At 43.9% G+C, this 24,487-nt stretch carries 27 protein-coding genes and 1 pseudogene; 22 read left to right on the plus strand and 6 right to left on the minus strand.

The window, feature by feature from the left end; genetic code table 11:
• Position 1: 1 nt before the first annotated feature.
• From HMPREF9009_RS15165 to HMPREF9009_RS26420, 4 genes and pseudogenes are all read left to right on the plus strand, one after another.
• Positions 2 to 931, plus strand: coding sequence for a branched-chain amino acid transaminase (locus HMPREF9009_RS15165; protein ID WP_049702607.1), 930 nt, complete (start codon positions 2 to 4; stop codon positions 929 to 931).
• A gap of 3 nt (positions 932 to 934) precedes the next feature.
• A complete protein-coding gene (locus tag HMPREF9009_RS15170) occupies positions 935 to 1,702 on the plus strand; it encodes a glycosyltransferase family 2 protein (RefSeq protein WP_049702608.1) in 768 nt (255 codons plus the stop codon).
• Between the two features lie 581 nt (positions 1,703 to 2,283).
• A complete protein-coding gene (locus tag HMPREF9009_RS15175) occupies positions 2,284 to 2,571 on the plus strand; it encodes a nucleotidyltransferase family protein (protein WP_049702609.1) in 288 nt (95 codons plus the stop codon).
• Positions 2,572 to 2,914: 343 nt separating this feature from the next.
• Positions 2,915 to 3,309, plus strand: a pseudogene (locus tag HMPREF9009_RS26420) (WbuC family cupin fold metalloprotein).
• A 132-nt stretch (positions 3,310 to 3,441) separates the two neighbouring features.
• On the opposite strand, the gene HMPREF9009_RS15185 reads toward HMPREF9009_RS26420, so the two are convergent.
• The 3 genes from HMPREF9009_RS15185 to HMPREF9009_RS15190 form a co-directional block, all read right to left on the minus strand.
• Positions 3,442 to 3,870, minus strand: a complete 429-nt coding sequence (locus HMPREF9009_RS15185) for an N-acetylmuramoyl-L-alanine amidase (protein WP_049702610.1) — start codon at positions 3,868 to 3,870, stop codon at positions 3,442 to 3,444.
• A gap of 4 nt (positions 3,871 to 3,874) precedes the next feature.
• A complete protein-coding gene (locus HMPREF9009_RS25815) occupies positions 3,875 to 3,982 on the minus strand; it encodes a smalltalk protein (protein ID WP_004295566.1) in 108 nt (35 codons plus the stop codon).
• A 186-nt stretch (positions 3,983 to 4,168) separates the two neighbouring features.
• Entirely contained in the window at positions 4,169 to 4,657 is a 489-nt protein-coding gene (locus HMPREF9009_RS15190) for an HU family DNA-binding protein (RefSeq protein WP_049703343.1), read from the minus strand.
• A gap of 219 nt (positions 4,658 to 4,876) precedes the next feature.
• Here HMPREF9009_RS15190 and HMPREF9009_RS15195 point away from each other — a divergent pair, with 219 nt between their 5' ends.
• Complete coding sequence (locus HMPREF9009_RS15195) at positions 4,877 to 5,095, plus strand: DUF4248 domain-containing protein (RefSeq protein WP_004295574.1); 219 nt, start codon at positions 4,877 to 4,879, stop codon at positions 5,093 to 5,095.
• Positions 5,096 to 5,276: 181 nt separating this feature from the next.
• Here HMPREF9009_RS15195 and HMPREF9009_RS15200 read toward each other — a convergent pair whose 3' ends face one another.
• The gene (locus HMPREF9009_RS15200) at positions 5,277 to 7,118 is read right to left on the minus strand and encodes a DUF3987 domain-containing protein (protein ID WP_049702611.1); all 1,842 of its coding nucleotides are present in this window, start codon (positions 7,116 to 7,118) and stop codon (positions 5,277 to 5,279) included.
• Positions 7,119 to 7,145: 27 nt separating this feature from the next.
• Entirely contained in the window at positions 7,146 to 7,775 is a 630-nt protein-coding gene (locus HMPREF9009_RS15205; RefSeq protein WP_083444235.1) for a BT4734/BF3469 family protein, read from the minus strand.
• A gap of 167 nt (positions 7,776 to 7,942) precedes the next feature.
• Between HMPREF9009_RS15205 and HMPREF9009_RS26005 the strand changes: the two genes are divergently transcribed.
• From HMPREF9009_RS26005 to HMPREF9009_RS15260, 13 genes are all read left to right on the plus strand, one after another.
• Complete coding sequence (locus tag HMPREF9009_RS26005; RefSeq protein ID WP_004317950.1) at positions 7,943 to 8,095, plus strand: hypothetical protein; 153 nt, start codon at positions 7,943 to 7,945, stop codon at positions 8,093 to 8,095.
• 33 nt (positions 8,096 to 8,128) lie between these two features.
• Positions 8,129 to 8,314, plus strand: a complete 186-nt coding sequence (locus HMPREF9009_RS25820; RefSeq protein WP_138343718.1) for a hypothetical protein — start codon at positions 8,129 to 8,131, stop codon at positions 8,312 to 8,314.
• A 61-nt stretch (positions 8,315 to 8,375) separates the two neighbouring features.
• Entirely contained in the window at positions 8,376 to 9,929 is a 1,554-nt protein-coding gene (locus HMPREF9009_RS15210; RefSeq protein WP_049702613.1) for an ATP-binding protein, read from the plus strand.
• Positions 9,930 to 10,165: 236 nt separating this feature from the next.
• Entirely contained in the window at positions 10,166 to 10,591 is a 426-nt protein-coding gene (locus HMPREF9009_RS15215; protein ID WP_004317952.1) for a SoxR reducing system RseC family protein, read from the plus strand.
• Between the two features lie 7 nt (positions 10,592 to 10,598).
• A complete protein-coding gene (locus HMPREF9009_RS15220; protein WP_049702614.1) occupies positions 10,599 to 11,513 on the plus strand; it encodes a Fe-S cluster domain-containing protein in 915 nt (304 codons plus the stop codon).
• A gap of 24 nt (positions 11,514 to 11,537) precedes the next feature.
• Complete coding sequence (gene rsxC, locus HMPREF9009_RS15225; RefSeq protein WP_004309220.1) at positions 11,538 to 12,875, plus strand: electron transport complex subunit RsxC; 1,338 nt, start codon at positions 11,538 to 11,540, stop codon at positions 12,873 to 12,875.
• 5 nt (positions 12,876 to 12,880) lie between these two features.
• Positions 12,881 to 13,888: an RnfABCDGE type electron transport complex subunit D gene (locus HMPREF9009_RS15230; RefSeq protein ID WP_008022713.1), complete on the plus strand. Its 1,008-nt coding sequence runs from the start codon at positions 12,881 to 12,883 to the stop codon at positions 13,886 to 13,888.
• The gene (locus HMPREF9009_RS15235) at positions 13,885 to 14,622 is read left to right on the plus strand and encodes an RnfABCDGE type electron transport complex subunit G (RefSeq protein ID WP_049702615.1); all 738 of its coding nucleotides are present in this window, start codon (positions 13,885 to 13,887) and stop codon (positions 14,620 to 14,622) included. The genes HMPREF9009_RS15230 and HMPREF9009_RS15235 overlap by 4 nt, the downstream gene beginning before the upstream one ends.
• Before the next feature lie 14 nt (positions 14,623 to 14,636).
• Entirely contained in the window at positions 14,637 to 15,221 is a 585-nt protein-coding gene (rsxE, locus tag HMPREF9009_RS15240; protein ID WP_004295586.1) for an electron transport complex subunit RsxE, read from the plus strand.
• Positions 15,222 to 15,243: 22 nt separating this feature from the next.
• The gene (rsxA, locus tag HMPREF9009_RS15245; protein WP_004303570.1) at positions 15,244 to 15,816 is read left to right on the plus strand and encodes an electron transport complex subunit RsxA; all 573 of its coding nucleotides are present in this window, start codon (positions 15,244 to 15,246) and stop codon (positions 15,814 to 15,816) included.
• A 223-nt stretch (positions 15,817 to 16,039) separates the two neighbouring features.
• Entirely contained in the window at positions 16,040 to 17,074 is a 1,035-nt protein-coding gene (gene galE / locus HMPREF9009_RS15250; protein ID WP_009039487.1) for a UDP-glucose 4-epimerase GalE, read from the plus strand.
• Positions 17,075 to 17,402: 328 nt separating this feature from the next.
• On the plus strand, positions 17,403 to 17,696 hold the full coding sequence (locus HMPREF9009_RS15255; RefSeq protein ID WP_049702616.1) for a type II toxin-antitoxin system HigB family toxin: 294 nt from the start codon (positions 17,403 to 17,405) through the stop codon (positions 17,694 to 17,696).
• A gap of 2 nt (positions 17,697 to 17,698) precedes the next feature.
• Entirely contained in the window at positions 17,699 to 18,064 is a 366-nt protein-coding gene (locus tag HMPREF9009_RS15260) for a helix-turn-helix domain-containing protein (RefSeq protein ID WP_049702617.1), read from the plus strand.
• Between the two features lie 8 nt (positions 18,065 to 18,072).
• On the opposite strand, the gene ispE is transcribed toward HMPREF9009_RS15260, so the two are convergent.
• The gene (ispE, locus tag HMPREF9009_RS15265) at positions 18,073 to 18,897 is read right to left on the minus strand and encodes a 4-(cytidine 5'-diphospho)-2-C-methyl-D-erythritol kinase (RefSeq protein WP_049702618.1); all 825 of its coding nucleotides are present in this window, start codon (positions 18,895 to 18,897) and stop codon (positions 18,073 to 18,075) included.
• Positions 18,898 to 19,131: 234 nt separating this feature from the next.
• Here ispE and dnaB point away from each other — a divergent pair, with 234 nt between their 5' ends.
• The 4 genes from dnaB to HMPREF9009_RS15285 all read left to right on the plus strand — a co-directional run bounded on the left by dnaB (position 19,132) and on the right by HMPREF9009_RS15285 (position 24,383).
• Entirely contained in the window at positions 19,132 to 20,691 is a 1,560-nt protein-coding gene (gene dnaB / locus HMPREF9009_RS15270; RefSeq protein ID WP_049702619.1) for a replicative DNA helicase, read from the plus strand.
• A gap of 201 nt (positions 20,692 to 20,892) precedes the next feature.
• Positions 20,893 to 23,355 (plus strand): phenylalanine--tRNA ligase subunit beta, encoded by a 2,463-nt coding sequence (gene pheT, locus HMPREF9009_RS15275; RefSeq protein WP_004312761.1) that lies wholly within the window; start codon positions 20,893 to 20,895, stop codon positions 23,353 to 23,355.
• Between the two features lie 33 nt (positions 23,356 to 23,388).
• Positions 23,389 to 24,129 (plus strand): YebC/PmpR family DNA-binding transcriptional regulator, encoded by a 741-nt coding sequence (locus HMPREF9009_RS15280; RefSeq protein WP_008022700.1) that lies wholly within the window; start codon positions 23,389 to 23,391, stop codon positions 24,127 to 24,129.
• Positions 24,130 to 24,137: 8 nt separating this feature from the next.
• A complete protein-coding gene (locus HMPREF9009_RS15285; protein WP_008022698.1) occupies positions 24,138 to 24,383 on the plus strand; it encodes a TIGR03905 family TSCPD domain-containing protein in 246 nt (81 codons plus the stop codon).
• Positions 24,384 to 24,487: the final 104 nt, after the last annotated feature.

Below are 24,487 nucleotides of genomic sequence, written 5' to 3' on the forward strand. Positions count from 1 at the left end.
AATGAAATACGATGTTGCAAATCGTAGAATTTGGCTGAAAGGCGAAATTCTGAATGTTAATGATGCCAAGGTAAATGTGTTGTCACCTACATCACAGTTTGGACTAAATGTGTTTGAGGGCATTCCATGCTACTGGAACGACGAACAGAAGCAACTATATGCCTTTCGTCTGAGTGATCATTACGACCGTTTGATTCGTTCAGCAAAACTGATACAGTTTGACCTGAAATATACCAAGGCGGATTTTACGAAAGCATTGGTAGACACGATAAAGGCAAATGAATACGACGAGAATCTGTCAGTACGCCAGACCCTGTTTGTTGACGGTTTCGGCTCATGGGGTTCTGACGGACCTGTCGAGATGTTCGTGGCTCCCATTCCACGTGGACGCACTAGTGCAGAATATAACAAGAAAGGGCTGAACTGCTGCATCACCTCATGGAGACGCATCAGTGATGAGAACCTGAGTCCGAGAATCAAGTGTGGGGCCAACTATATTAACAGCCGTGTGGGGCAGCGTGAAGCTTTGCGTAACGGTTATGACACCTGTATTTTCTTGAACGAGGCTGGAAAGATTGCCGAGGGACCAGGCAGCTGTTTCTTCATGGTGAAGGGGGATACACTGATAACCCCTCGACTGACAGATAGTGTGTTGGAATCAATTACACGTGATACTATCATAAAGTTGGCGACAGAAGAACTCGGTTTGAAGTTTGAAGAGCGTACCATAGATCGTACTGAGGTCTATATGGCAGATGAGGCTTTCCTTTGCGGTAGTGCTATGGAGGTGACACCTATATATACCATAGACCTTTATCTAATAGGCACGGGTGAGCAAGGCGAGGTTGCAAAGAATATACATTTGAAGTATTTGGAGTGCGTACAAGGCAAACTGCAGAACCGTCTTAACTGGTTAACGCCAATATATTAGGATATGGCATTGTACGAGAATGAGCGTATATCGGTAATCATACCTGTATATAAGGTAGAGAGATTTATCGAGTATACGATACTATCTGTAGTCCACCAGAACTATCCTGACATAGAGGTAGTTTTGGTGGATGATTGCACACCAGACAACTCGGCAGCGGTCATCAGAAACTTGCAGGAGGAGTATTCAAACATTGTGTATCACAAACTTGAAAAGAATAGTGGTGCTGCTGTGGCTCGCAATAAGGCTCTTGACATAGCAACAGGTCGTTATGTCGCTTTTCTTGATGGTGACGATATGTGGGTTGAAGGTAAACTGGAAAAACAGATGGCTTTTATTAAGGGACATAATGCAGCCATCTGTTGCACAGCTATGGACACAGTAAATGAAAATGGCGAGGCTCTTGGTTCTGTACGCAATGTGCGAGAAAAAATCACTTATCGTTTCTTGTTGCATAACACTATGATTGCTACATCAACAGTCATTATAGACCGCAATCAGACTGGTGATTTCCAAATGCCACTTCGTAGAGGTGGACAGGATTATGCTACGTGGCTGATGTTGATGAGAGACGGTACCGTGTGTTGGGGACTTAATGAAGTGTTGTCGCATTACCGTGTCGTCTCAGGGTCGTTGTCTTCAAACAAATGGAAGAGTATTCGACAAGTATGGGAGATACAGACAATAAACGAAAAAATAGACAATGTTTCGGCAGCATTTAACGTGTGCTTTTTTATAGTAAACGGTCTTATTAAACACTTTGTAAGATAAAGGATTAATGGACATTACGCTTCTTGGGCTATTATCCTTACTCCGTCATTCCCAGCTTGGAAAACCAATAGACGAAACCCTTTTCTCCTCTATGACGGAGCCGGGATATGGGAGGACATTTATGAGGTTTCGCAAAAGCAAGGAGTGGCGGCTTTTACTTTTGATGCATTAAAAGACTTGGATATCAAGCCTGCCCAATCATTATTGTTAAAATAGATAGGTTTGTCGTTGCTAATAGAGAAGAACTGTAAGCGACAGGAACAATCGGCTATAATGTTAGTTGATGCCTTTGCGAAAAAAAGTATGAGGATATTAGTGCTGAAAGGAATAGCCGTTAGCCTGTGTTGCCCTATTTCATATCATAGATAATGCGGAGATGCCGTCTCTTTTTCTTGTTAAAGGAAAAGAGACGGCATACGAACAAGGCAATGAAATAGTGGAATCCTTTGGTGTAATGGTAAACAGAGAATATTATAAGAATTCTTCTTTTACGTTTAAGGGACTTCATGTAAAAACATAGATTTTGCACACAGATTCGTGGAAGCAAAAGAACAAATAGGTTAGAAAGAATTGGGGAAACAATGTCGTTTTCAGAAGAAAGAAAATCGGGTATAGAAATTCCCTGTGCTATGTTCAATGCTCTGTTTCTGACGGAACACGCAAAGAACCATTTTCTGCGTGAAGGCATTTCGCTAAGACATATTTGCGACTGGATGATGTTCAGACTAAAATATGCAGAGTGTTTGAATTGGAGTATCTTTGAAAATACAGCAAAGGAATTTGGGTTATTGCGATTCGTGCAAAGCATGAATCATCTGGCAGATTATATCATGTACGGTGAAGAGAATATACTCGACGGAAAAGGCTGATAACTCTTGAATGACACATTGTCTGAACGTATATCAACGTCATCACAAGAATTTTCATTGACTGGTAGATGGGTATTGATAAAAGAAACCCTTAAGTCACGATGGAAATACGAGACGTTTTCAGATGGCTTTATGTTTCAATGGTTACTACATTCTTGTTTTGGATATTTTTTTTGATAGGAGACCAAAGTTATGAGAATATTAAAAGGATTTTGGATGTTCTTAAAGTTTATCTGTATTCCTCAACAAGGAAAACATGTAACAGAACAAGCTCAATCTTACTCAAAAACGAATAAAAATGAAATTTGACAAAGAATTTTTAGGAATGCTATTTGAATAAGCTGTGGAAAACCCACGCTTGCGTCAGAACTTCGGTCTACGCACTTTGTCTGCTGATATTAGTTAATGTATATTAAACGCATTATTGCCAGAAACTAAAGTGCCTGTCCATCGGCATGAAGATACCACAGAAACTGTAATTTGTTTGTGCGGCAAGTTGGATGAAGTTATTTACGAGAAGTTATTTTATCTGAAAATAGTACACTTGGACTCCCACATGGTATGGATGTGCAAGCTGTATCTCGTAAGGTGGAATATCGAAAAATACAACGCATTCACCCCTGTCCCGCTGAGGCAAAATATGGTTGCCAAATCCCTAAAGGGGCATGGCATACTGTAGAGGTGATTGAGCCTTCTGTGATATTTGAGGCTAAAGATGGAGCGTATAAATCAGAGTAAGAAGGAGAGATAACTAGATGAGTGAAAATAACGATTGGGTATTGTTGGAAAATGGCTATAAAAAGGCGTGAGATCGAGTGGTATCACGCCTTATTTTTAATTTTATAGTGTCTTTGAAAACCGCTTTTGGAGCTATTCTTGATAAGAAATTATTTGGGAATACTCTTTCACCGCATCAAAGCACGGACATCCTTTCATCGGATTCAAGTCCCGGTGTCCCACGACCAGTGCTTTCGGAAACTGCCTTTTCAACTCCCTCAACAAGGCAAGCAAAGCTCCTTTTTGCTCCAATGTACGCGTATCTTTCGGTTTTCCGTTCGCATCCAATCCTCCCTCATAACAAACACCTATCGAATGGGTGTTATGATTACGGCAGTGTGCCCCGACCTTTTCTAACGCACGTTCCCGGTGAATCTCCCCATCACGAGTGATGTAAAAATGATAGCCAATATCACGGAAACCACGGTGCAAGATATGATCCTGTCGGCAAGCCTCCGCCGAAAGGGACTTTCCTTCCGGCGTGGCACTGCAATGAATGATAATTAATGTAATAGTCCGCATGGGGTTACATGCAACTTTGTATTCCGAACACACCTCCGATGGCGGTGGCTACAGTGATAACGATTTTGAGAACTAAGCTCCATACAGAGCGGGAAGATGATGATTTACTCATACAATAACAGGTTTTAAATAAATTAATAATAGTTTTCTTTTACCACAGATTTACCACAGATTTACTGTAGGTTTGCCATAGGTTTACCACAATCTACACAGACTCACACAGATAAATAATCGACTACTTTAGCAACTACCAATTCAATATAATCTGTGGAAATCTGTGTAGTCTGTGGTGAATCTTTTAGGCAGCTGGGTCAGGCGCTTCACCACCTCCATCCGGTTTTGGATCAGGGTTGTCACCCGAATCAGAACCTCCGCCGGCAGTTGTCGGTTTCTGATACTCCGCCTGCTGCTTCAACTGGCTGTCGAGCTTCAGGTTCGTGGTAGACAGATTACCGGTGGCACGAGCTTTCAGACGCATGCCGCTAATATTCTTCTCCAACGAGAATTCTTCCAGCGTATCGGCTGCCTTACTACGAATACCCACACCAAAAATGGCAAGATCATCGATTTTCACACACTTGCCGTCCAGCAACAATTCCTTGATGCAATCTACCATATCCGAAAGCACACCTTTGATGACACCACCGGAATACGGTGAATTGTGCTTCGACATGTGTTCGGCAAGCTTTGCCAAATCAAATGTCTCATCGCTTACTGCACGGGCGAACCACTTACCCGCATTCAAGCCTTTCTTCTGCTGGTTCTGATAAATTTTGTAACGAATCATAAAACAATAAATTAAAGGGTTAAACATATTGTCCGGGGATTCTTTTCCCTTTCGACGATACAAAAATACGACTCCGGATCTCCCGGAAATCAGCTGTATACGGTTGTGTCTGGTAGCGGTCGGTTATTTGTCATTATAGTCGGTTATTCAATGGAAAAACGTTGGTTATATAGTCGTTTTTTCGTATTTTTGTAACAGAAAATCAGAAACATAACCATCATGAGCGAATTTAAAATACGTGCTTACGGGCGCATGGAACTGGCGCAACTCTATTCTCCGCAACTAACTGACATTGCTGCCTATCGAAAGATGAAGAAATGGATCTCTTTGTGTCCCGGACTTCTGCAACGCCTGTACGACTTAGGTTACGAATCAAAGCGACGCTCATTCACACCGTTGGAGGTGAGAGTCATTGTGGATGCTTTAGGAGAGCCCTAAATTAAGCGTCGCTTTATGGTGTATAAAGCACCGCTTTACGATGTCTAAAGCTTAGCTTTACACCTCCTAAAGCGATGCTTTATGCATGACAAACGATTGTTTCAGTCAAAACGGATGTGGTAATTGAAATGACTACTGCATCCGTAAATAAAACGGGTACAGTAGGTACACTTTTTCCGGTTCACTCATACACACACGCACGCGTATACAACCCTTTACCGTCCATACTGATTAATTTTCCGTGTTTGGTGAGCCGTTTCAGCCAAGTGAGGGCTGTGTTTTCTTTAATTCCCATGGCAACTGCTTCTTCCAGTAACTGGGTACGAGTAAATTCATCACCCAGTTTCTGGAAAAGATAATCACGATCGGCATTAGGACGGTGGCTGATTTCTGTATTGGGGAGGAACGATAGAATATGCGTGGCATGACAGTAGAGAGGTTCCGCAAGACTAAGCACAGCATGAAAGTCTTCCTGTGAAATGGATACATCCCAACGAGTGATGATGTCATCTTTGCGGTTGTCCGCAGGAATCTCCTTGTCCGGTGTGAAAGGAGAGGTGGGGGAGGTCTTGAAGTCGTAGGGCTGCGGGCTTTCGAGAGCACGCAATACGGCTACTTCCGACATGATTCTGCATAGATTGACAGCCAGACGTGCCACAAAACTATACATTTCCCTTCCATTAGCTACACTGGAGCGTTCAAACAAGTCGGAAAAGACGGTGTCGATTTCTTCTTTTTGTTCATCCGTGAGTTGCAGGGTATGAATGCCGTGCGATTTTATCACGCTCAACTTTTCTTTCCATTCCAGTCCCATAGCGGTGAATATCTCCTCCCAATCTATCTCGTTGTCCATAAATTGGCTGATCCATTTACTGATTCCGCACATGTAATAATATAATTGGCGGGAGTATGATCCGTCTTCTGCCGTCGGAATGAAAGTTTGCACTTGCGACGGCGTACCCGAAATCAGGACGGAAAGATAGCTTTTCTTCACTTCCCGGTATTCCTGGTCGGTGCGGCGGTTGTAGGACAAGCGGTCGTGGTCGAACGCTTTGCGCAGGGTATCGCTCCAATGACCGTGGTCCGATCCGATGGCGGTGGAAAGAGTGTCCGCTTCCGCTTCGCAGATAAGTCCGGTTCCGTCGGAGTCCATGATGTTTTGTAGGATACCCGTACCGGTGTTGTTGCCCGAAATGAGGAACATCCTGTTAGGGGGCATTTGTGGAGCCTCCTTTTTGGTTCGTTCTTTTCCCATTGCATCATACTCGGCTTTCTCTTTTTTGTATGCTTTCATCTGTATGGCCACTTCTTTGCGGATCTCGTCGTGGATAGGTTCCACGAGTAAGCGGATGTAGGAAAGGATACCTTTGCCGGAAGCCGAAGGAGCCACTACGAAACATTGGAGGCTGGGGTGATGGTATTTGCCGCCATATAGGCATCGCACGTGGCGCGACATACAAGCACCCAGGGCAGTGAGCGCTCCCAATAACATGATGTCGTGTTGTATTGGGTTGCTCCCGGCTTTTATGATACGTTGCAAAAATTCCGGCCAGTCGTTTTCCGGAAAAGTGGGCAATTGATGTTGTGGTTCACTGCCTGGTAATAGTTCTTCTTCCCCTTCTTTATCATCGGAGATATTGTCATTTCCCACCTTATTATGCGCGCCCGTGTGTGGGGGAAATTTGCGTGCTGTACCTGCTGTACCTTTTGTACCTGTGGGATGTTTGGGCATTTCTTCTATGCAGATGCTTACTCCCGTCGCTTCGGCAAGGTGGAAAGCGGTGCCCAGGTGCACTTCTCCACGTTGGGTGTGGAGTGCGTTGGAGAATACCCGTTCGGCATGTTCGCGCTGATACTTGGGAGATACCCGGCACAGGCGGTGAAAAAACTCACGTCCTGCTTCGCCGCAATCCGTTGCGATGGCGAATGACAATTGTACGTATTCAAGATAAGTGGGAGCAATGTCCGCTCCTGCCGTTTCGACTGCTTCGGTGAGACGGCGTAAAGATTCAATATCGGTCATTTTGATTTATGATTTTTGATTTATGATTTATTCGTTGGTGGTTCTGAACAATGCTTCCGGGTCGTAACTAAGGAAACAGGATCTCACGAGGTCTTTGCCGGAGAAATCTACTTTGGATTTTGTTTCGGAAGAAACTGCTGTTACCGTATTGTATGCCGTCTCTACGTACCGCATCGCCCAACTCATGTTGTCTGTGATATTTTGGATGTCATTTGTCGTGGAGGAATAATGGCAGGGAACAAATGCCTTTACACCCAGTCCGCTGGGGCTGACAAAGGTGAGTACAGGTTGTAGGAGAGGATCGTCATAGAGCATACGTCGCATTTCCACTGCTTCCTGATAAGAGTGGAGACCGTCCACATCTACTATCACCAGGTGAGACGGGGAGACGAAATCCTTACTGCTACGGCGGGTGAATGTGCCGCAGGGGGTCACATACGGTAGTAATGACGCTTTGGCGGTTCGTATATCTTCGGAGTTGCGCACTTGTTCGGTCAGGGCTTTGAGATTCTCGTTGCAAGTAATCATTTGGAAAACTTGTTCGATGGAGACTTCGCAGAAGGGGATAAGCGTGGGAGGAGTCATCAGTCGGCCTTGTTTGTCTTTGATAGGAGCGATAGGTGGCATGAAATAGGACATTCTGTAGTTGTTTGGCATCATTTTCTTTTTGTTTCAAGTTAAAATGTTTATTTTTGCAAAAAAATATGAGTGTGTTTCAAAACACGGCGTAAAATTAGTAAATGCAAAATAGACATCGTCCCGACATGTTGGGATGAAAGTGAAAATAATTAACCGTTACGGTGTAATTTTAACAATAAAAAAGAATGGAAAATGAAAAAGGTTTATATGTAGCTTTAGGAGTTTACATAGGAGAGTTGCAAAAGCGTGCGGATTTGAAAAATGACGAAATACGGAAGAGCGTACACATCGGCCACTCCACTTTTAATGATTTAAAAAAGGGGCAAAACGCCCATTGAGTGATTACGTAAAAGTGGTGGAGTGCTGTCTGGATGCCTTCAATGAAGAGGAAGCCGGAGTTATCTGGGATGAATGGAGGAGAATGTATTTTCGATACAGGAGAAGAAAAGAGGAGGAGAGAGGAGAACGGTGAAAAAACAGATAAGGTAAAAGCGGCAGGCGGGAAAAAGTTTCCCGCCTGCGGTCTTTATGAATGGATTTTTTTTGTAGCTTTGTGAAAAATAAGATTGATATGGAAGATTTGTCTGGTAATTTTTATAATTTAAGAAAAAGAAGCGTATGAGTAGCAAGATATACCCCATTGGCATACAGAACTTTGAAAAAATCCGGAAAGACGGTTATTTCTATATTGATAAGACTGCTTTGATTTATCAGATGGTGAAGACAGGCAGTTATTATTTCTTGAGCCGTCCCCGTCGTTTTGGAAAAAGTCTGTTGATATCTACGCTTGAAGCGTATTTCTTGGGCAAGAAAGAACTTTTTGAGGGCTTGGCCATGGAAAAGCTGGAAAAGGATTGGACTACATATCCCATTTTTCATATCGATCTTAATACGGAGAAGTATGATACGCGGGAGAGCCTGGATAGTATATTGAATTTCACATTGGAGAAATGGGAACAGCAATATGGCACCGCTCCGTCGGAAACAACTTTTGCATTGCGTTTTCGCGGCCTTATTGAACGGGCTTATGAGCAAACCGGGCAGCGTGTGGTCATTCTGATAGATGAATATGATAAGCCCATGTTACAAGCAATAGGTAACGAGGAGCTTCAGAAGGAATTCCGTAATACCATGAAAGCTTTTTATAGTGTGCTGAAGACCATGGATGGTTGTATTCAGTTTGCATTTTTGACGGGAGTGACGAAATTTGGTAAGGTAAGCGTGTTCAGCGATTTAAATAATCTCGATGACATCTCAATGCGGAAGCAATACGTGGATCTTTGCGGAGTTTCTGAAAAAGAATTGCATGATAATCTGGAAATTGAACTGCATGAACTGGCGGATGCAAAGGAGCTGACTTATGGTGAACTGTGCAATAGATTGAGGGAGTACTATGATGGCTATCATTTTACATACAATTCTATCGGAATATATAATCCGTTCAGCTTGCTTAATACTTTTAAATATAGAGAGTTCGGTAGTTATTGGTTTGAAACGGGAACTCCTACTTATCTAGTGGAGTTGCTGAAAAAACATCATTATGACTTGGAACGTATGGCGCATGAGGAAACGAGTGCCGCTGTATTGAACAGTATTGATTCAACATCGGACAATCCCATTCCGGTCATTTATCAGAGCGGTTATCTCACTATCAAAGGATATGAAGAGCGTTTTGGCATTTATAGCTTGGGTTTCCCGAATCGCGAAGTAGAGGAAGGGTTTGTCAAATTCTTGCTTCCTTTTTATGCAAACACCAATGCGGTAGAGTCGGAGTTTGAAATACAAAAATTTGTTAGTGAAGTAGAAGCTGGAGATTATGATTCTTTTTTCCGTCGTCTCCGGAGTTTCTTTGCTGATACTCCTTATGAGCTTATCCGTGATTTGGAATTGCATTATCAGAATGTACTTTTTATAGTCTTTAAACTGGTCGGATTTTATGTGAAGGCGGAATACCACACAAGTGAAGGACGTATCGACTTAGTTCTGCAAACTGATAAGTTTGTTTATGTGATAGAATTCAAACTTGACGGGACAGCGGAAGACGCCTTACGACAAATCAACGAGAAACATTATGCACTTCCTTTTGAAGCTGGCGGCAATCGCCGATTATTTAAAATAGGAGTGAACTTTAACGCGAAAATGCGTAATATTGAGAAATGGATAGTGGAGTAATCTGTGAAATAATTGATGGAAAATCCCGGCTGAATAAATAAAACGGCTGGGATTTTTTGTTTAGGATGTCTATTTGCCATTCTTGAAAAATATCAAATGGTAGCTATATCTTTTCCGTGTGCGATAACGAAAACGCAAAAAATAACAATTTATTATGTAGAAAAAGTTGGGGGAATGCTTCGTAGTTCACAAATAATGATTAAATTTGCCGCGATTTGTAATGCGGAGTTTGCAAAATGACGAATAATACTATAAAGCATCTAGGTATTGTGGAAAACATCCAAGGTTCTCATCTGTCGGTGAGGATTGTCCAGACATCGGCTTGCGCGGCTTGTAGCGCAAAGGGGCATTGTTCCTCGGCGGATAGTAAGGACAAAATCATAGATATTATAGATACCGCGGCTTCTTCCTATCAGGTGGGAGAGAAGGTGATGGTGGTCGGCGAAACGTCGATGGGCATGATGGCAGTGGTATTGGCTTTCGTACTTCCTTTCGTACTTCTTATATTTTCATTGTTTCTTTTGATGGCGTGGATAGAGAATGAGTTGTATGCAGCACTTCTTTCTCTGGCTGTCCTTATACCTTATTATTTCGTTTTGTGGCTCAATAAAACGCGACTCAAACAACAATTTTCATTTACTATAAAACCAATAAATAACTAAAAACATTATGAATTTGATTCTGATTGCAGTGATTTCATTGGGAGCTATAGCGCTCGTGCTGGCCGCTATTCTTTATGTGGCTTCCAAGAAATTTGCCGTGTATGAAGACCCGCGGATTGCTCAGGTGGGAGAAGTGCTTCCCCAGGCTAATTGTGGTGGATGTGGCTATCCCGGTTGTAGCGGATTTGCCGACGCTTGCGTCAAAGCCGGTTCGCTGGATGGTAAATTCTGCCCCGTAGGTGGACAACCTGTCATGGCACAAATTGCTGATATCCTCGGACTTGCAGCCGGTGAAGCTGAACCGATGGTAGCAGTGGTAAGATGTAACGGAACGTGTGCCAATCGTCCGCGTACCAACCAATATGATGGTGCGAAGAGTTGTGCTATTGCCGCTTCGCTGTATGGTGGGGAAACGGGATGTAGTTACGGATGTCTGGGGTGTGGTGACTGTGTGGCTGCTTGTCAGTTCGATGCCATCCACATGAATCCTGAAACGGGACTTCCGGAAGTGGATGAAGCGAAATGTACCGCTTGTGGCGCCTGTGTGAAGGCTTGTCCGAAGGCGATCATCGAAATCCGTCCGCAAGGAAAGAAGTCACGCCGCGTGTATGTCTCTTGTGTGAATAAAGACAAGGGAGCGGTGGCACGTAAGGCTTGTACAGTGAGCTGTATCGGCTGTGGCAAGTGTGTGAAGACTTGTCCGTTCGAGGCTATTACGCTGGAAAACAATTTGGCTTACATCGATCCGAACAAGTGTAAATCTTGCCGGAAATGTGTGGAAGTTTGTCCGCAGAATAGCATTATCGAGTTGAATTTCCCGCCGCGGAAACCGAAAGAAGAAGCACCGGCTGCTCCGAAACCGGCTACAAAAGTGGAAACTCCTGCTGCAAAGGCTACAGAAGCTCCGAAAGTAACAGAATAATAACAGAAAAAAATACAGAACTGTATGTTAAAGACATTTTCAATTGGTGGAGTTCATCCACACGAAAATAAATTGTCGGCACATCAACCTATTATCACAGCGGAAGTTCCTGCAAAGGCTGTTATTTTGCTGGGGCAGCACATCGGTGCGCCTGCAAAACCGGTTGTAGCGAAAGGGGATGTGGTAAAGGTAGGCACACGGATTGCCGAACCTGCCGGCTTTGTTTCGGCAGCAATTCACTCTTCGGTCAGTGGTAAAGTGGCGAAGATTGATACCATAGTCGATGCCAGCGGTTATGCGAAACCTGCCATCTTCATTGATGTGGAAGGCGACGAATGGGAAGAGACAATCGACCGTAGCACCACACTGGTGAAAGAGTGTGAACTTTCCGCAGAAGAGATCGTGAAGAAGATTGCCGATGCTGGAATCGTAGGTCTGGGCGGTGCTTGTTTCCCTACGCAGGTGAAACTTTGTCCTCCTCCTTCTTTCAAGGCTGAATGTGTGATTATCAATGCCGTAGAGTGTGAACCTTACCTGACTGCCGACCATCAGCTGATGCTGGAACACGCGGAAGAAATCATGGTGGGTGTTTCTATCCTGATGAAAGCGGTGAAAGTGAACAAGGCATTTATCGGAATCGAAAATAATAAGCCGGATGCTATCGAACTGATGACCAAAGTGGCTTCCAGCTATGCAGGTATCGAAGTAGTGCCCTTGAAGGTGAAATATCCGCAAGGAGGTGAAAAGCAGCTGATCGACGCGATTACCAAACGTCAGGTAGCGAGCGGTGCATTGCCTATCTCTACGGGAGCAGTCGTGCAGAACGTGGGAACAGCATTTGCCGTTTATGAAGCTGTACAGAAAAATAAGCCGTTGTTCGAACGTGTGATTACCGTGACAGGAAAGTCGGTTGCGAAACCTTCCAACTTCCTGGCTCGTATCGGTACACCGATGAAACAGTTGATTGACGCTTGCGGCGGTCTGCCCGAAGATACGGGTAAGGTGATCGGTGGCGGTCCGATGATGGGTAAGGCGCTCGTAAATATCGAGGTTCCTACTGCGAAGGGCAGTTCCGGTATCCTGATTATGAATCAGAAGGAAGCCAAACGCGGCGAAGCTCAAACCTGTATCCGTTGCGCGAAGTGCGTGAGTGCCTGTCCGATGGGACTGGAACCGTACTTGCTCGGAGCTTTGTCCGAAAACGGAGATTTTGAAACAATGGAAAAAGAAAGAATCATGGATTGTATCGAGTGCGGCTCTTGCCAGTTCACTTGTCCTGCCAACCGTCCGCTGCTCGACTACTGTCGTCTGGGCAAAGGCAAAGTAGGTGCTATGATTCGTGCACGTCAAGCTAAAAAATAACGAATATGGAAAATAAATTAATCGTATCACTATCACCCCACGTTCATGGCGGAGACAGCGTACAGAAAAATATGTATGGCGTGCTGATCGCACTGATTCCGGCTTTTCTGGTGTCTCTCTATTTCTTCGGACTGGGTGCCCTGATTGTCACGGCTACTTCCGTTGCAGCTTGTTTGTTCTTCGAATGGGCGATCGGGAAATATTTAATGAAGAAACCTACCACTACCATCTGCGACGGCTCTGCCATCATCACAGGTGTGTTGCTGGCATTCAACTTACCGTCTAATCTCCCTATCTGGATTATCATTCTGGGTGCACTGTTTGCTATCGGTGTAGGCAAAATGTCTTTCGGCGGATTAGGTTGCAATCCTTTTAATCCGGCACTGGCAGGACGTGTGTTCCTGTTGCTTTCTTTCCCGGTGCAGATGACCAGCTGGCCGGTAGTCGGACAGTTGACCGCTTATACGGATGCTACCACCGGTGCCACTCCGCTGGCATTGATGAAACAAGCGATTCATGCTGCAGATAAAAGTGCGGCTATGGATGCTTTAAACCAGATTCCGGATGCATTGAGTTTGCTGATCGGACAGAATGGCGGATGCTTGGGTGAAGTGAGTGCATTGGCTCTATTGATCGGACTGGTTTATATGCTCTGGAAGAAGATCATCACTTGGCATATTCCTGTGTCTATCCTGGCTACCGTGTTTATCTTTGCAGGTATCATGCACTTGGCAGATCCGGAAAAATATGTTTCTCCGATATTGCAGTTGCTCTCCGGTGGTCTGATGCTGGGTGCTGTCTTTATGGCAACCGACTATGTGACTTCTCCGATGAGTAAGAAAGGAATGTTGATTTATGGTGTATGTATCGGTCTGCTAACGGTTGTCATCCGTCTGTTCGGTGCTTATCCCGAAGGTATGTCGTTCGCTATCCTGATTATGAATGCGTTCACTCCGCTGATTAACACCTATTGTAAACCAAAACGCTTTGGGGAGGTAGCGAAGAAGAAATGAAAAAGTTAGAATCATCTTTAAAGAATATGTTGCTGGTACTTACGGGCGTGACTGCTGTCTCCGTAGCGTTGCTGGCTTATGTAAATGAACTGACAAAAGGCCCCATTGCCGAAGCGAATGCGAAGACACTGAACGAGGCTTTGAAAAAGGTTCTTCCCGAATTTACCAATAATCCGGTAGCGGAAAGCGATACGATTTTCAGCGAGAAAGACGGAAAGAAGAACGTTGACTTTATCGTTTATCCGGCTAAGAACGGCGAAGAATTGGTAGGAACGGCCGTCGAAGCTAAATCAATGGGATTTGGTGGCGAACTGAAAGTGTTGGTAGGCTTTAACGCCGAAGGTAAAATCTATAATTACTCGTTACTCGCTCACGCGGAAACTCCGGGACTGGGCTCTAAAGCCGACAAATGGTTCGGAGCATACGACCCGGCCAAGGGAGAACAGGCTGTGTCTCATGAAGAGAGTAAAAAGTCTATTTTGGGGATGAATCCGGGTGAAGCTCCGTTGACCGTCAGCAAAGATGGGGGAGCGGTGGATGCCATTACAGCTTCTACCATTACTTCACGTGCGTTTTTGAATGCTGTAAATGCTGCTTATCAGGCTTATAAGGCCGAAGGTGGTGAAGTGAACGGTGTCAGCGGTGCTTCTCAAAAGGCTACAGGTGCAGACTCTGATGCTGCTACAGGAGCTACGATAAAAGTTGAACTTACTGATTCGGTCAGTGCTAAATAAGAAAGGAGACAGATATGAATAACTTTAAAGTAATGATGAACGGGATTATCAAAGAGAATCCTACGTTTGTACTCCTGCTCGGTATGTGTCCTACATTGGGTACGACTTCGTCGGCCATCAATGGTATGGGTATGGGACTGGCTACCATGTTCGTTTTGATCTGCTCGAATGTGGTGATCTCTTTAATCAAGAACCTGATTCCGGATATGGTGCGTATCCCGTCGTTTATCGTGGTGATCGCATCTTTCGTAACCTTGCTTCAAATGGTGATGCAGGCATACGTGCCGGGACTGTACGCTACGCTCGGACTTTTCATCCCGTTGATTGTAGTGAACTGTATTGTGTTGGGACGTGCCGAAGCATTCGCCGCCAAGAATAACGCAGTTGCTTCTATGTTCGACGGTATCGGCATGGGACTTGGTTTCACCATTGCCCTGACATTGCTGGGTGCTGTCCGTGAATTTCTGGGAACCGGTAAGATTTTCGATCTGACCATCATGCCGGAAGAATATGGAATGTTGGTATTTGTATTGGCTCCAGGTGCTTTCATCGCTTTGGGATACCTCATTGCGCTGATTAACAGTTTCAAGAAAGCCTAATTCAATTAAATAAGAAAAGAATATGGAATATATATTGATATTTATTTCGGCAATCTTTGTAAACAACATCGTGTTGTCGCAGTTCTTGGGTATCTGTCCGTTCCTGGGCGTATCCAAGAAAGTAGAGACTGCGATGGGTATGAGCGCTGCGGTTGCTTTCGTGTTGACCATCGCTACCATCGTTACCTTCCTGATTCAGAAGTTTGTATTGGATGTTTTCGGGCTGGGATATTTGCAGACGATTACGTTCATTCTGGTCATTGCCGGATTGGTGCAGATGGTGGAAATCATTCTGAAAAAAGTATCGCCTGCTCTGTATCAGGCTTTGGGCGTGTTCTTGCCTTTGATTACAACCAACTGTTGTATTCTTGGTGTGGCTATCCTGGTGATTCAGAAAGACTACGACCTGCTGACAGGTGTTGTGTACGCGTTTTCTACGGCCATCGGTTTCGGTCTGGCACTGGTGCTTTTTGCCGGATTGCGCGAACAGATGAGCCTTGTGAAAGTACCTAAAGGAATGCAAGGCACTCCGATTGCCTTGATTACCGCCGGTTTGCTTGCTATGGCATTCATGGGATTCTCCGGCGTGGTGTAAGGATTTACAGTTGATAATTAAATAGGGGATTGGAAGCTCTGCTGTATGGCGACATACAGCTTTGAGTTTCCAATTCTTTTTTATACCTGATTGCCACCCAATCGTACCTAAATTACTTTTCAGCAAATAAAATTGTGGCAAATTATTGCTATTCCATTTTATTTCCATACATTTGTAACTCAAACAATGATAAGCCGAGAAACTAACCATTTTTATAAAGTATATGAAAGAAAGAATTTTAGTAACAGGCGGGACAGGATACATAGGGTCTCATACTGTTGTAGAACTACAAAACAGTGGATATGAAGTAATCATCATCGATAATTTATCAAATTCAAGTGCTGATGTTGTTGACAATATAGAGAAAGTTTCCGGTATTCGCCCAGTTTTTGAAAAGCTGGATTGCCTGGACTTTGCTGGTCTTGATGCAGTATTTACAAAATATAAAGGAATTAAGGCGATCATTCACTTTGCAGCGAGCAAAGCAGTAGGAGAATCGGTACAGAAACCGTTGCTTTACTACCGTAATAACCTGGTTTCTTTGATTAACCTTCTCGAACTGATGCCAAAACATGGAGTAGAAGGTATTGTGTTCTCTTCTTCCTGTACAGTATACGGCCAGCCGGATGAATTGCCGGTGACAGAAAAGGCTCCGATTAAGAAAGCGGAATCGCCATACGGAAATACGAAACAGATCAATGAAGAGATTATTCGTGATACGGTAGCTTCAGGTGCTCCGATCAATGCGATTATGCTGCGCTATTTCAATCCGATTGGTGCGCATCCTACGGCATTGCTGGGTGAACTGCCTAATGGGGTTCCTCAAAACCTGATTCCATATCTGACCCAAACCGCCATCGGCATCCGTGAGAAACTAAGTGTGTTTGGTGATGATTATGATACACCGGACGGTTCTTGTATCCGTGACTTTATCAATGTTGTTGACTTGGCTAAAGCCCACGTGATTGCTATCCGTCGTATCTTGGAAAAGACACAAAAAGAAAAAGTGGAAGTGTTCAATATCGGTACAGGACGTGGCGTTTCTGTATTGGAATTAATAAATGGCTTTGAAAGAGCCACCGGCGTAAAATTGAATTATCAGATTGTCGGACGTCGTGCAGGCGACATTGAAAAAGTTTGGGCGAATCCGGATTTCGCGAATCAGGAACTGGGTTGGAAGGCTGTAGAAACTTTGGAAGATACTTTACGTTCTGCATGGAACTGGCAGCTGAAACTCCGTGAAAGAGGGATTCAATAAAAGAGATTTGTTTTAAAATAAACATAAAAGATTAAACAAATCGTGCATGCGATTTGTTTATTTGATGCTAATCGACCTGAAGCTGTTTATGAGTATGCGAATATACGTAAATGGTACTTATGCCTCCCCGGCATAGACAGGAAAGATTGCATAGTAGTTTTGTCGTGTTTTATTTTGTGTTTGTGTTGTGACGGTACTACGACGTGAGTCGTGGTACCGTTTTTTTTTTGTTTATGCTTGGTGAATATTTCAAGTGCTTTTTGTTGAAAAATAATAGAATGTTTTGTATTTCAAAACCAAATAGCTACATTTGCATAAACTAAAGTACATGAGAATAATAGCCAGAAGTAAAATAATAGATTATTATACTGATAATCCGGATGCTGAAGTAGCACTTGAAGAGTGGTATCATAAAACAAAAAGAGCGGAATGGACTTGCTTTGCTGACATGAAAAAAACATTCAATAGTGTTGATAACGTAGGTAACCAACATTATGTGTTTAATATTAGAGGTAACAATTATCGGTTAGTAGTTGTTATTAAGTTCACTATAAAAACAGTGCTGATTCGCTTTATTGGTACTCATGCTGATTATGATAAGTTAGATGTTAAAAATGCATAGTTATGGCAAAGATTCAAAATGAAATAGCTTATATGGCTGCAATGGAAAGAATAGAAGAACTTCTTCCATTGGTAGATGATGATACTCCTTTGACGGACAGAAATCTTATAGAATTAGATTTATTGTCAGGACTTGTAGAGGAGTATGAAAAAGAACATTATCCTATCAAGTCTCCATCTTTGGTTGATGTCATGAAACTACGAATGTACGAGATGGGAATAAACCAAGCTAAGTTGTCGGAACTGCTTGGTGTAAGTCCTTCTCGTGTTAGTGATTATCTTACAGGAAGATGTGAGCCTACATTGAAAGTAGCTCGTGAAATGAGCCGGAAACTGAATATTGACGCTAATATAATACTGGGGATATAAGGTTATTCTTATAATGTGCCTTTGAAGCAGAACATGTCAGTTCCCCAATCAATTTCCGGTAAGACGAATCCGGGAGCAAACAGCCCGAATACGGATGAGCCGGAGCCGCTCATGGAGGCGTAGATCGCTCCTTGATGATAGAGTTCTCTTTTAATTTCCCCAATAACGGGATGTTGCGGGAATACACTTGCTTCAAAATCATTGATTAGGATATCCTTCCATTCTGCAACTGGACGCAGGATTGCCTCTTTGACCGGATATTCCGGACGGTGCGGGTGGATATTTGAAAAGGCTTCCCGGGTAGAAACGAAAACGTTCGGTTTGACAATCATGATTTGGTAACCGCTTAATGAAAGCTCGATTGGTGAGAACAGGTTTCCGATCCCTTCGGCATAGGTCGGCTTGTTTTTAATAAAGAAAGCACAGTCCGCTCCCAAAGTGGCGGCATATACCTCCAGCTGTTCTTCGGATAATTCCAGCTGAAAATGATCGTTGAGCAACTTTAGCATAAAAGCGGCATCGGATGAACCGCCCCCCAGTCCGGCTCCCGAGGGAATATGCTTATACAAATGAATTTCGACAGGGGGAAGATGAAACTCCTTATCCAGCAATGAATAGGCCTTTGCCACCAGGTTGTCTTCCGGATTGCCGGCTATCTCCATGCCATACTGGTGGAGGGTAATCTTCTTTTCTGTTTCAGAAGAAGTACGGATTTCGAGAGCGTCTTCGAGGGCTACCGGATAGAAAACGGTTTCCAGATTGTGATATCCGTCCGGGCGTTTTTCCGTGATGGAAAGTCCCAGGTTTATTTTGATATTAGGAAAAGCGAGCATAAGGTTATTTACTATTTTTCAATTTACGATTTACTATTTGCAGTGCTGCACATGACAATTAATCATGTGTTGAATGTAATTCGGGAGCAAAGTTAGTAAAATCTTCATTTTTCCTTATCCATTCTTCATGATTATATTCTATCTTTGTCGTCCCGACTGGAAAAACTCTGTTATAAAGGAGTCTGTCCGGTCGCAAAATAGTAAATAGTAAATTGTAAAATAGTAAATACCTCGATGGCCGAACAGAAAAGAAATACCCGCAATACAAAGTCTACTAAGGTACAACCGGTAAATGATTATGGACGTATTCAGCCGCAGGCACCTGAACTGGAAGAAGCAGTTCTGGGAGCTTTGATGATTGAAAAGGATGCTTACTCATTGGTGAGTGAGATTCTTCGTCCCGAATCTTTTTACGAACGCCGGCATCAGTTGATTTATTCTGCTATCACCGATCTTGCGGTGAATCAGAAGCCGGTGGATATTCTGACTGTAAAGGAACAACTTAGCAAACGCGGAGAATTGGAAGAGGTGGGAGGCCCGTTCTATATTACTCAATTGAGTAGTAAGGTGGCTTCATCAGCGCATATTGAGTATCACGCCCGTATTATTGCACAGAAATCTCTGGCGCGTGAGTTGATTACGTTTACAAGCAATATCCAGAGTAAGGCGTTTGATGAAACGCTGGATGTGGACGACTTGATGCAGGAAGCGGAAGGTAAACTTTTTGAGATTTCGCAGCAGAACATGAAAAAGGATTATACGCAGATCAATCCGGTGATTGACGAAGCCTATAAGCTGATTCAGAAGGCTGCGGCGCGAACCGACGGTTTGAGTGGTCTTGAGAGTGGTTTTACAAAGCTCGACAAGATGACTTCCGGTTGGCAGAATTCCGACCTTATCATTATTGCTGCACGTCCTGCGATGGGTAAGACCGCCTTTGTCCTTTCTATGGCTAAGAATATTGCTGTCGATTATCGGAACCCGGTGGCGTTGTTTTCGCTTGAAATGAGTAACGTTCAGTTGGTGAACCGTTTGATTGCGAATGTCTGCGAAATTGAGAGTGGAAAGATCAAGAGCGGACAGTTGGCCGGTTATGAGTGGCAACAGTTGGACTATAAACTGAAGAATCTGATGGATGCACCGCTTTACGTGGATGATACTCCGTCTCTGTCTGTATTTGAACTTCGAACAAAAGCGCGTCGTCTGGTACGTGAACATGGAGTGAGAATCATTATTATTGACTACCTTCAGTTGATGAATGCGAGCGGTATGGCGTTTGGTAGCCGTCAGGAAGAGGTTAGTACCATTTCCCGTTCGTTGAAAGGACTGGCGAAAGAGTTGAATATTCCGATCATCGCACTGTCGCAGTTGAATCGTGGTGTGGAAAGTCGTGAAGGTATTGATGGTAAACGTCCGCAGTTGAGTGACCTTCGTGAATCGGGAGCCATCGAGCAGGATGCCGATATGGTGTGCTTTATCCACCGTCCGGAATACTATAAGATTTATCAGGATGATCGTGGTAATGACCTGCGTGGTATGGCGGAGATTGTCATCGCCAAGCATCGTAATGGTGCGGTAGGCGAGGTGTTGCTCCGGTTTAAGGGAGAATTTACCCGTTTCTCCAATCCGGAGGACGATATGGTTATCCCGATGCCGGGTGAGCCTGCCGGGGCTATGTTAGGATCGAAAATGAATACAGGTAATGCAGGTTCCGTACCTCCTCCCGCGCCTGATTTTGCGCCACAAACGGACAATCCGTTTGGAGCACCGGGGGATGGACCTTTGCCGTTCTAGTTGAAGAAGTTGAGAGTTGAGAGTTGAGGGTTGAGAGTGGGCTGCGCAATATTTTTTAGGGAGGCTTGTAGTTCTGTATAGTAACTTTCAACTCTCAATTTTCAACTCTCAACTCTCAACTTTTTTAAGATCCTTCTCGGTCAACCGAAAAATCTTATTAACTTTGCGAATCTTTTTGAGAAACAATAAAAAATTAAGTATATGAATATCTCTTATAACTGGCTGAAAGAGTATGTCAACTTCGACCTGACGCCCGATGAAACGGCTGCTGCGTTGACTTCTATCGGCTTGGAAACAGGTGGTGTAGAAGAAGTGCAAACCATTAAAGGTGGTTTGGAAGGACTTGTGATCGGTGAAGTGCTGACCTGCACGGAACATCCTAATTCTGACCATTTGCATATTACTACTGTTAATCTGGGAGACGGTGAACCGGTACAGATTGTTTGTGGGGCCCCGAATGTGGCTGCCGGACAGAAAGTGGTGGTAGCTACTTTAGGTACGAAACTTTATGACGGTGACGAATGTTTTACCATCAAGAAATCAAAAATCCGTGGGGTAGAATCTACAGGTATGATTTGTGCTGAAGACGAAATTGGGATCGGTACGGATCATGCAGGTATCATCGTATTGCCGGAAACTGCTGTTCCGGGTACGCTTGCCAAGGATTATTATAATATCAAGAGCGATTATGTACTGGAAGTGGATATCACGCCTAACCGTGCGGATGCCTGCTCTCACTATGGGGTAGCTCGTGACCTGTATGCTTATCTGATTCAGAACGGTCGTCAGGCAACTTTACAACGCCCGTCAGTGGATGGCTTTAAAGTGGAAAACCATGACTTGAATATCGAAGTGAAGGTTGAAAACAGCGAAGCTTGTCCGCATTATGCCGGTGTTACCGTGAAAGGTGTAACGGTGAAGGAGAGTCCGGAATGGCTGCAAAACAAATTGCGCCTGATCGGTGTGCGCCCTATTAATAATGTAGTGGATATTACGAACTATATCGTTCATGCTTTCGGTCAGCCGTTGCATTGCTTCGATGCCGGAAAGATTAAAGGCAATGAAGTGATTGTGAAAACAATGCCCGAAGGTACTCCGTTCGTTACGTTGGATGAAGTGGAGCGTAAGTTGAACGAACGCGACCTGATGATTTGCAACAAGGAAGAGGCCATGTGTATTGCCGGCGTATTCGGCGGACTGGACTCCGGTTCTACGGAAGCTACGACAGACGTATTCATCGAAAGTGCTTATTTCCATCCTACATGGGTGCGTAAGACGGCTCGTCGTCATGGCTTGAATACGGATGCTTCTTTCCGTTTCGAACGTGGTATCGATCCGAACGGCGTGATTTATTGCCTGAAACTGGCTGCTTTGATGGTGAAAGAACTGGCTGGCGGTACGATTTCTTCTGAAATAAAAGATGTATTCACTACTCCTGCACAGGATTTTATCGTCGATCTTGCTTACGAAAAAGTACATTCTTTGGTAGGTAAAGTGATTCCGGTAGAGACAATCAAGAGCATTGTGACCAGCCTGGAAATGAAGATTACCAATGAAACGGCAGAAGGACTGACATTGGCTGTTCCTCCTTATCGTGTAGACGTGCAGCGTGATTGCGATGTGATTGAAGATATTCTTCGTATCTATGGATATAATAATGTGGAAATTCCGACTACGTTGAACTCCAGTCTGACTACAAAGGGTGAGCACGACAAGTCGAATAAATTGCAGAATCTGATTGCAGAACAACTGGTGGGTTGTGGATTCAATGAAATTCTGAACAACTCACTGACTCGTGCTGCTTATTATGATGGGTTGGAGGCTTATCCGTCCAATCACCTGGTGATGTTGCTCAATCCGTTGAGTGCTGATCTGAATGCTATGCGTCAGACCTTGCTGTTCGGCGGACTGGAAAGCATTGCTCATAACGCCAATCGTAAGAACGCTGATTTGAAATTCTTCGAATTCGGTAACTGTTATTATTTCAATGCTGACAAGAAGAACGAAGAGAAGGTACTGGCTCCTTATTCGGAAGATTATCACCTGGGCTTGTGGGTAACCGGTAAGAAGGTTTCCAATTCATGGGCGCATGCGGATGAAAATAGTTCGGTGTATGAATTGAAAGCGTACGTAGAAAATATATTAAAGCGTCTGGGACTGGATTTGCACAATCTGGTTGTAGGTAATCTGACAGACGATGTTTTTGCTGCCGCACTCTCTGTCAACACGAAGGGCGGAAAACGTCTTGCTTCTTTCGGTATTGTAACTAAGAAGCTGTTGAAAGCATTTGATATCGACAATGAAGTATATTACGCCGACTTGAACTGGAAGGAATTGATGAAAGCCATCCGTTCTGTGAAGATCAGCTACAAGGAAATTTCCAAATTCCCTGCTGTGAAACGCGACTTGGCATTGTTGCTTGATAAGAATATACAATTTGCCGAAATCGAAAAGATTGCATACGAAACAGAGAAGAAGCTGTTGAAAGAAGTGGAACTCTTCGATGTATATGAAGGTAAGAACCTCGAAGCGGGTAAGAAGTCGTATGCGGTGAGCTTCCTGCTTCAGGATGAAAACCAGACTTTGAATGATAAGATGATTGATAAGATCATGTCGAAACTGGTGAAGAACCTGGAAGATAAACTGGGTGCCAAACTTAGATAAACTTAAAATTGTCATTATTAAAAATATAAACCAATGGGAAGAGCATTTGAATATAGAAAGGCCGCTAAACTGAAAAGATGGGGCCACATGGCTAAAACTTTTACAAGACTGGGTAAACAAATCGCTATCGCTGTAAAGGCAGGCGGTCCGGAACCTGAAAACAACCCGACGCTGCGTTCGGTGATCGCTACTTGTAAGCGTGAAAACATGCCGAAGGATAACATTGAACGTGCTATCAAAAACGCAATGGGTAAAGACCAGAGCGACTACAAGAGCATGACTTATGAAGGATACGGCCCTCACGGTATTGCTGTGTTTGTAGACACATTGACAGACAACACAACTCGTACGGTGGCTGACGTTCGTTCGGTATTCAATAAGTTCGGTGGCAATCTGGGTACAATGGGTTCTCTTGCGTTCCTTTTCGACCACAAATGTGTGTTCACTTTCAAGAAGAAAGACGGATTGGATATGGAAGAACTGATTCTCGATCTGATCGACTATGACGTGGAAGATGAATATGAAGAAGATGATGAAGAGGGAACAATCACTATCTATGGTAATCCTAAGAGCTACGCCGCTATTCAGAAGCATTTGGAAGAATGTGGCTTTGAAGATGTCGGTGGAGACTTCACTTATATCCCGAACGACTTGAAAGAGGTTACTCCGGAACAACGCGAAACATTGGATAAGATGATCGAACGTCTGGAAGAATTTGATGACGTGCAGACTGTCTATACCAACATGCAACCGGAAGAAGGGGAAGAGGAGTAAGACAGGTTATGGAATATGTTTATAAGACCCAGGGGACTTGCAGCACGAATATCGAACTGAATGTGGAAGATGGAGTGGTGAAGGAAGTTGCTTTCTGGGGAGGATGTAATGGTAACCTTCAAGGTCTTTCCCGCCTTGTGAGAGGGATGAAGGTAGCGGATGTGATTACAAAACTTGAAGGAGTGCGTTGTGGTGGCAGACCGACTTCATGTCCCGATCAATTATGTCGTGCATTGCATGAGATGGGATATTGATTGATTTTTCATTTATGTAAATTATATATTGATTTGTGGCCTCTGGCAATTGGTTTGTCGGAGGTCATTTTTTTAGCAGAAAGTCCTTATTTCCTTTTCTCGAG

Source organism: Bacteroides sp. 3_1_13, assembly GCF_001185845.1.
In the GTDB taxonomy this organism is placed as follows: Bacteria; Bacteroidota; Bacteroidia; order Bacteroidales; family Bacteroidaceae; genus Bacteroides; species Bacteroides xylanisolvens.

Excerpts from the sequence above, each read along its gene's own strand:
- HMPREF9009_RS15210 (WP_049702613.1), top strand. The coding sequence starts at position 8,376 with ATGAGTAGCAAGATATACCCCATTGGCATACAGAACTTTGAAAAAATC.
- HMPREF9009_RS26005 (WP_004317950.1), top strand. The coding sequence starts at position 7,943 with ATGGAAAATGAAAAAGGTTTATATGTAGCTTTAGGAGTTTACATAGGA.
- HMPREF9009_RS15185 (WP_049702610.1), bottom strand. The coding sequence starts at position 3,870 with ATGCGGACTATTACATTAATTATCATTCATTGCAGTGCCACGCCGGAA.
- HMPREF9009_RS15175 (WP_049702609.1), top strand. The coding sequence starts at position 2,284 with ATGTCGTTTTCAGAAGAAAGAAAATCGGGTATAGAAATTCCCTGTGCT.
- HMPREF9009_RS15260 (WP_049702617.1), top strand. The coding sequence starts at position 17,699 with ATGGCAAAGATTCAAAATGAAATAGCTTATATGGCTGCAATGGAAAGA.
- HMPREF9009_RS15230 (WP_008022713.1), top strand. The coding sequence starts at position 12,881 with ATGGAAAATAAATTAATCGTATCACTATCACCCCACGTTCATGGCGGA.
- galE (WP_009039487.1), top strand. The coding sequence starts at position 16,040 with ATGAAAGAAAGAATTTTAGTAACAGGCGGGACAGGATACATAGGGTCT.
- HMPREF9009_RS15280 (WP_008022700.1), top strand. The coding sequence starts at position 23,389 with ATGGGAAGAGCATTTGAATATAGAAAGGCCGCTAAACTGAAAAGATGG.
- HMPREF9009_RS25820 (WP_138343718.1), top strand. The coding sequence starts at position 8,129 with ATGCCTTCAATGAAGAGGAAGCCGGAGTTATCTGGGATGAATGGAGGA.
- rsxC (WP_004309220.1), top strand. The coding sequence starts at position 11,538 with ATGTTAAAGACATTTTCAATTGGTGGAGTTCATCCACACGAAAATAAA.
- HMPREF9009_RS15220 (WP_049702614.1), top strand. The coding sequence starts at position 10,599 with ATGAATTTGATTCTGATTGCAGTGATTTCATTGGGAGCTATAGCGCTC.
- HMPREF9009_RS15235 (WP_049702615.1), top strand. The coding sequence starts at position 13,885 with ATGAAAAAGTTAGAATCATCTTTAAAGAATATGTTGCTGGTACTTACG.
- HMPREF9009_RS15190 (WP_049703343.1), bottom strand. The coding sequence starts at position 4,657 with ATGATTCGTTACAAAATTTATCAGAACCAGCAGAAGAAAGGCTTGAAT.
- HMPREF9009_RS15195 (WP_004295574.1), top strand. The coding sequence starts at position 4,877 with ATGAGCGAATTTAAAATACGTGCTTACGGGCGCATGGAACTGGCGCAA.
- HMPREF9009_RS15205 (WP_083444235.1), bottom strand. The coding sequence starts at position 7,775 with ATGCCAAACAACTACAGAATGTCCTATTTCATGCCACCTATCGCTCCT.
- HMPREF9009_RS15255 (WP_049702616.1), top strand. The coding sequence starts at position 17,403 with ATGAGAATAATAGCCAGAAGTAAAATAATAGATTATTATACTGATAAT.
- rsxA (WP_004303570.1), top strand. The coding sequence starts at position 15,244 with ATGGAATATATATTGATATTTATTTCGGCAATCTTTGTAAACAACATC.
- HMPREF9009_RS15170 (WP_049702608.1), top strand. The coding sequence starts at position 935 with ATGGCATTGTACGAGAATGAGCGTATATCGGTAATCATACCTGTATAT.
- HMPREF9009_RS15200 (WP_049702611.1), bottom strand. The coding sequence starts at position 7,118 with ATGACCGATATTGAATCTTTACGCCGTCTCACCGAAGCAGTCGAAACG.
- ispE (WP_049702618.1), bottom strand. The coding sequence starts at position 18,897 with ATGCTCGCTTTTCCTAATATCAAAATAAACCTGGGACTTTCCATCACG.
- dnaB (WP_049702619.1), top strand. The coding sequence starts at position 19,132 with ATGGCCGAACAGAAAAGAAATACCCGCAATACAAAGTCTACTAAGGTA.
- HMPREF9009_RS15285 (WP_008022698.1), top strand. The coding sequence starts at position 24,138 with ATGGAATATGTTTATAAGACCCAGGGGACTTGCAGCACGAATATCGAA.
- pheT (WP_004312761.1), top strand. The coding sequence starts at position 20,893 with ATGAATATCTCTTATAACTGGCTGAAAGAGTATGTCAACTTCGACCTG.
- HMPREF9009_RS15215 (WP_004317952.1), top strand. The coding sequence starts at position 10,166 with ATGACGAATAATACTATAAAGCATCTAGGTATTGTGGAAAACATCCAA.
- rsxE (WP_004295586.1), top strand. The coding sequence starts at position 14,637 with ATGAATAACTTTAAAGTAATGATGAACGGGATTATCAAAGAGAATCCT.
- HMPREF9009_RS25815 (WP_004295566.1), bottom strand. The coding sequence starts at position 3,982 with ATGAGTAAATCATCATCTTCCCGCTCTGTATGGAGCTTAGTTCTCAAA.
- HMPREF9009_RS15165 (WP_049702607.1), top strand. The coding sequence starts at position 2 with ATGAAATACGATGTTGCAAATCGTAGAATTTGGCTGAAAGGCGAAATT.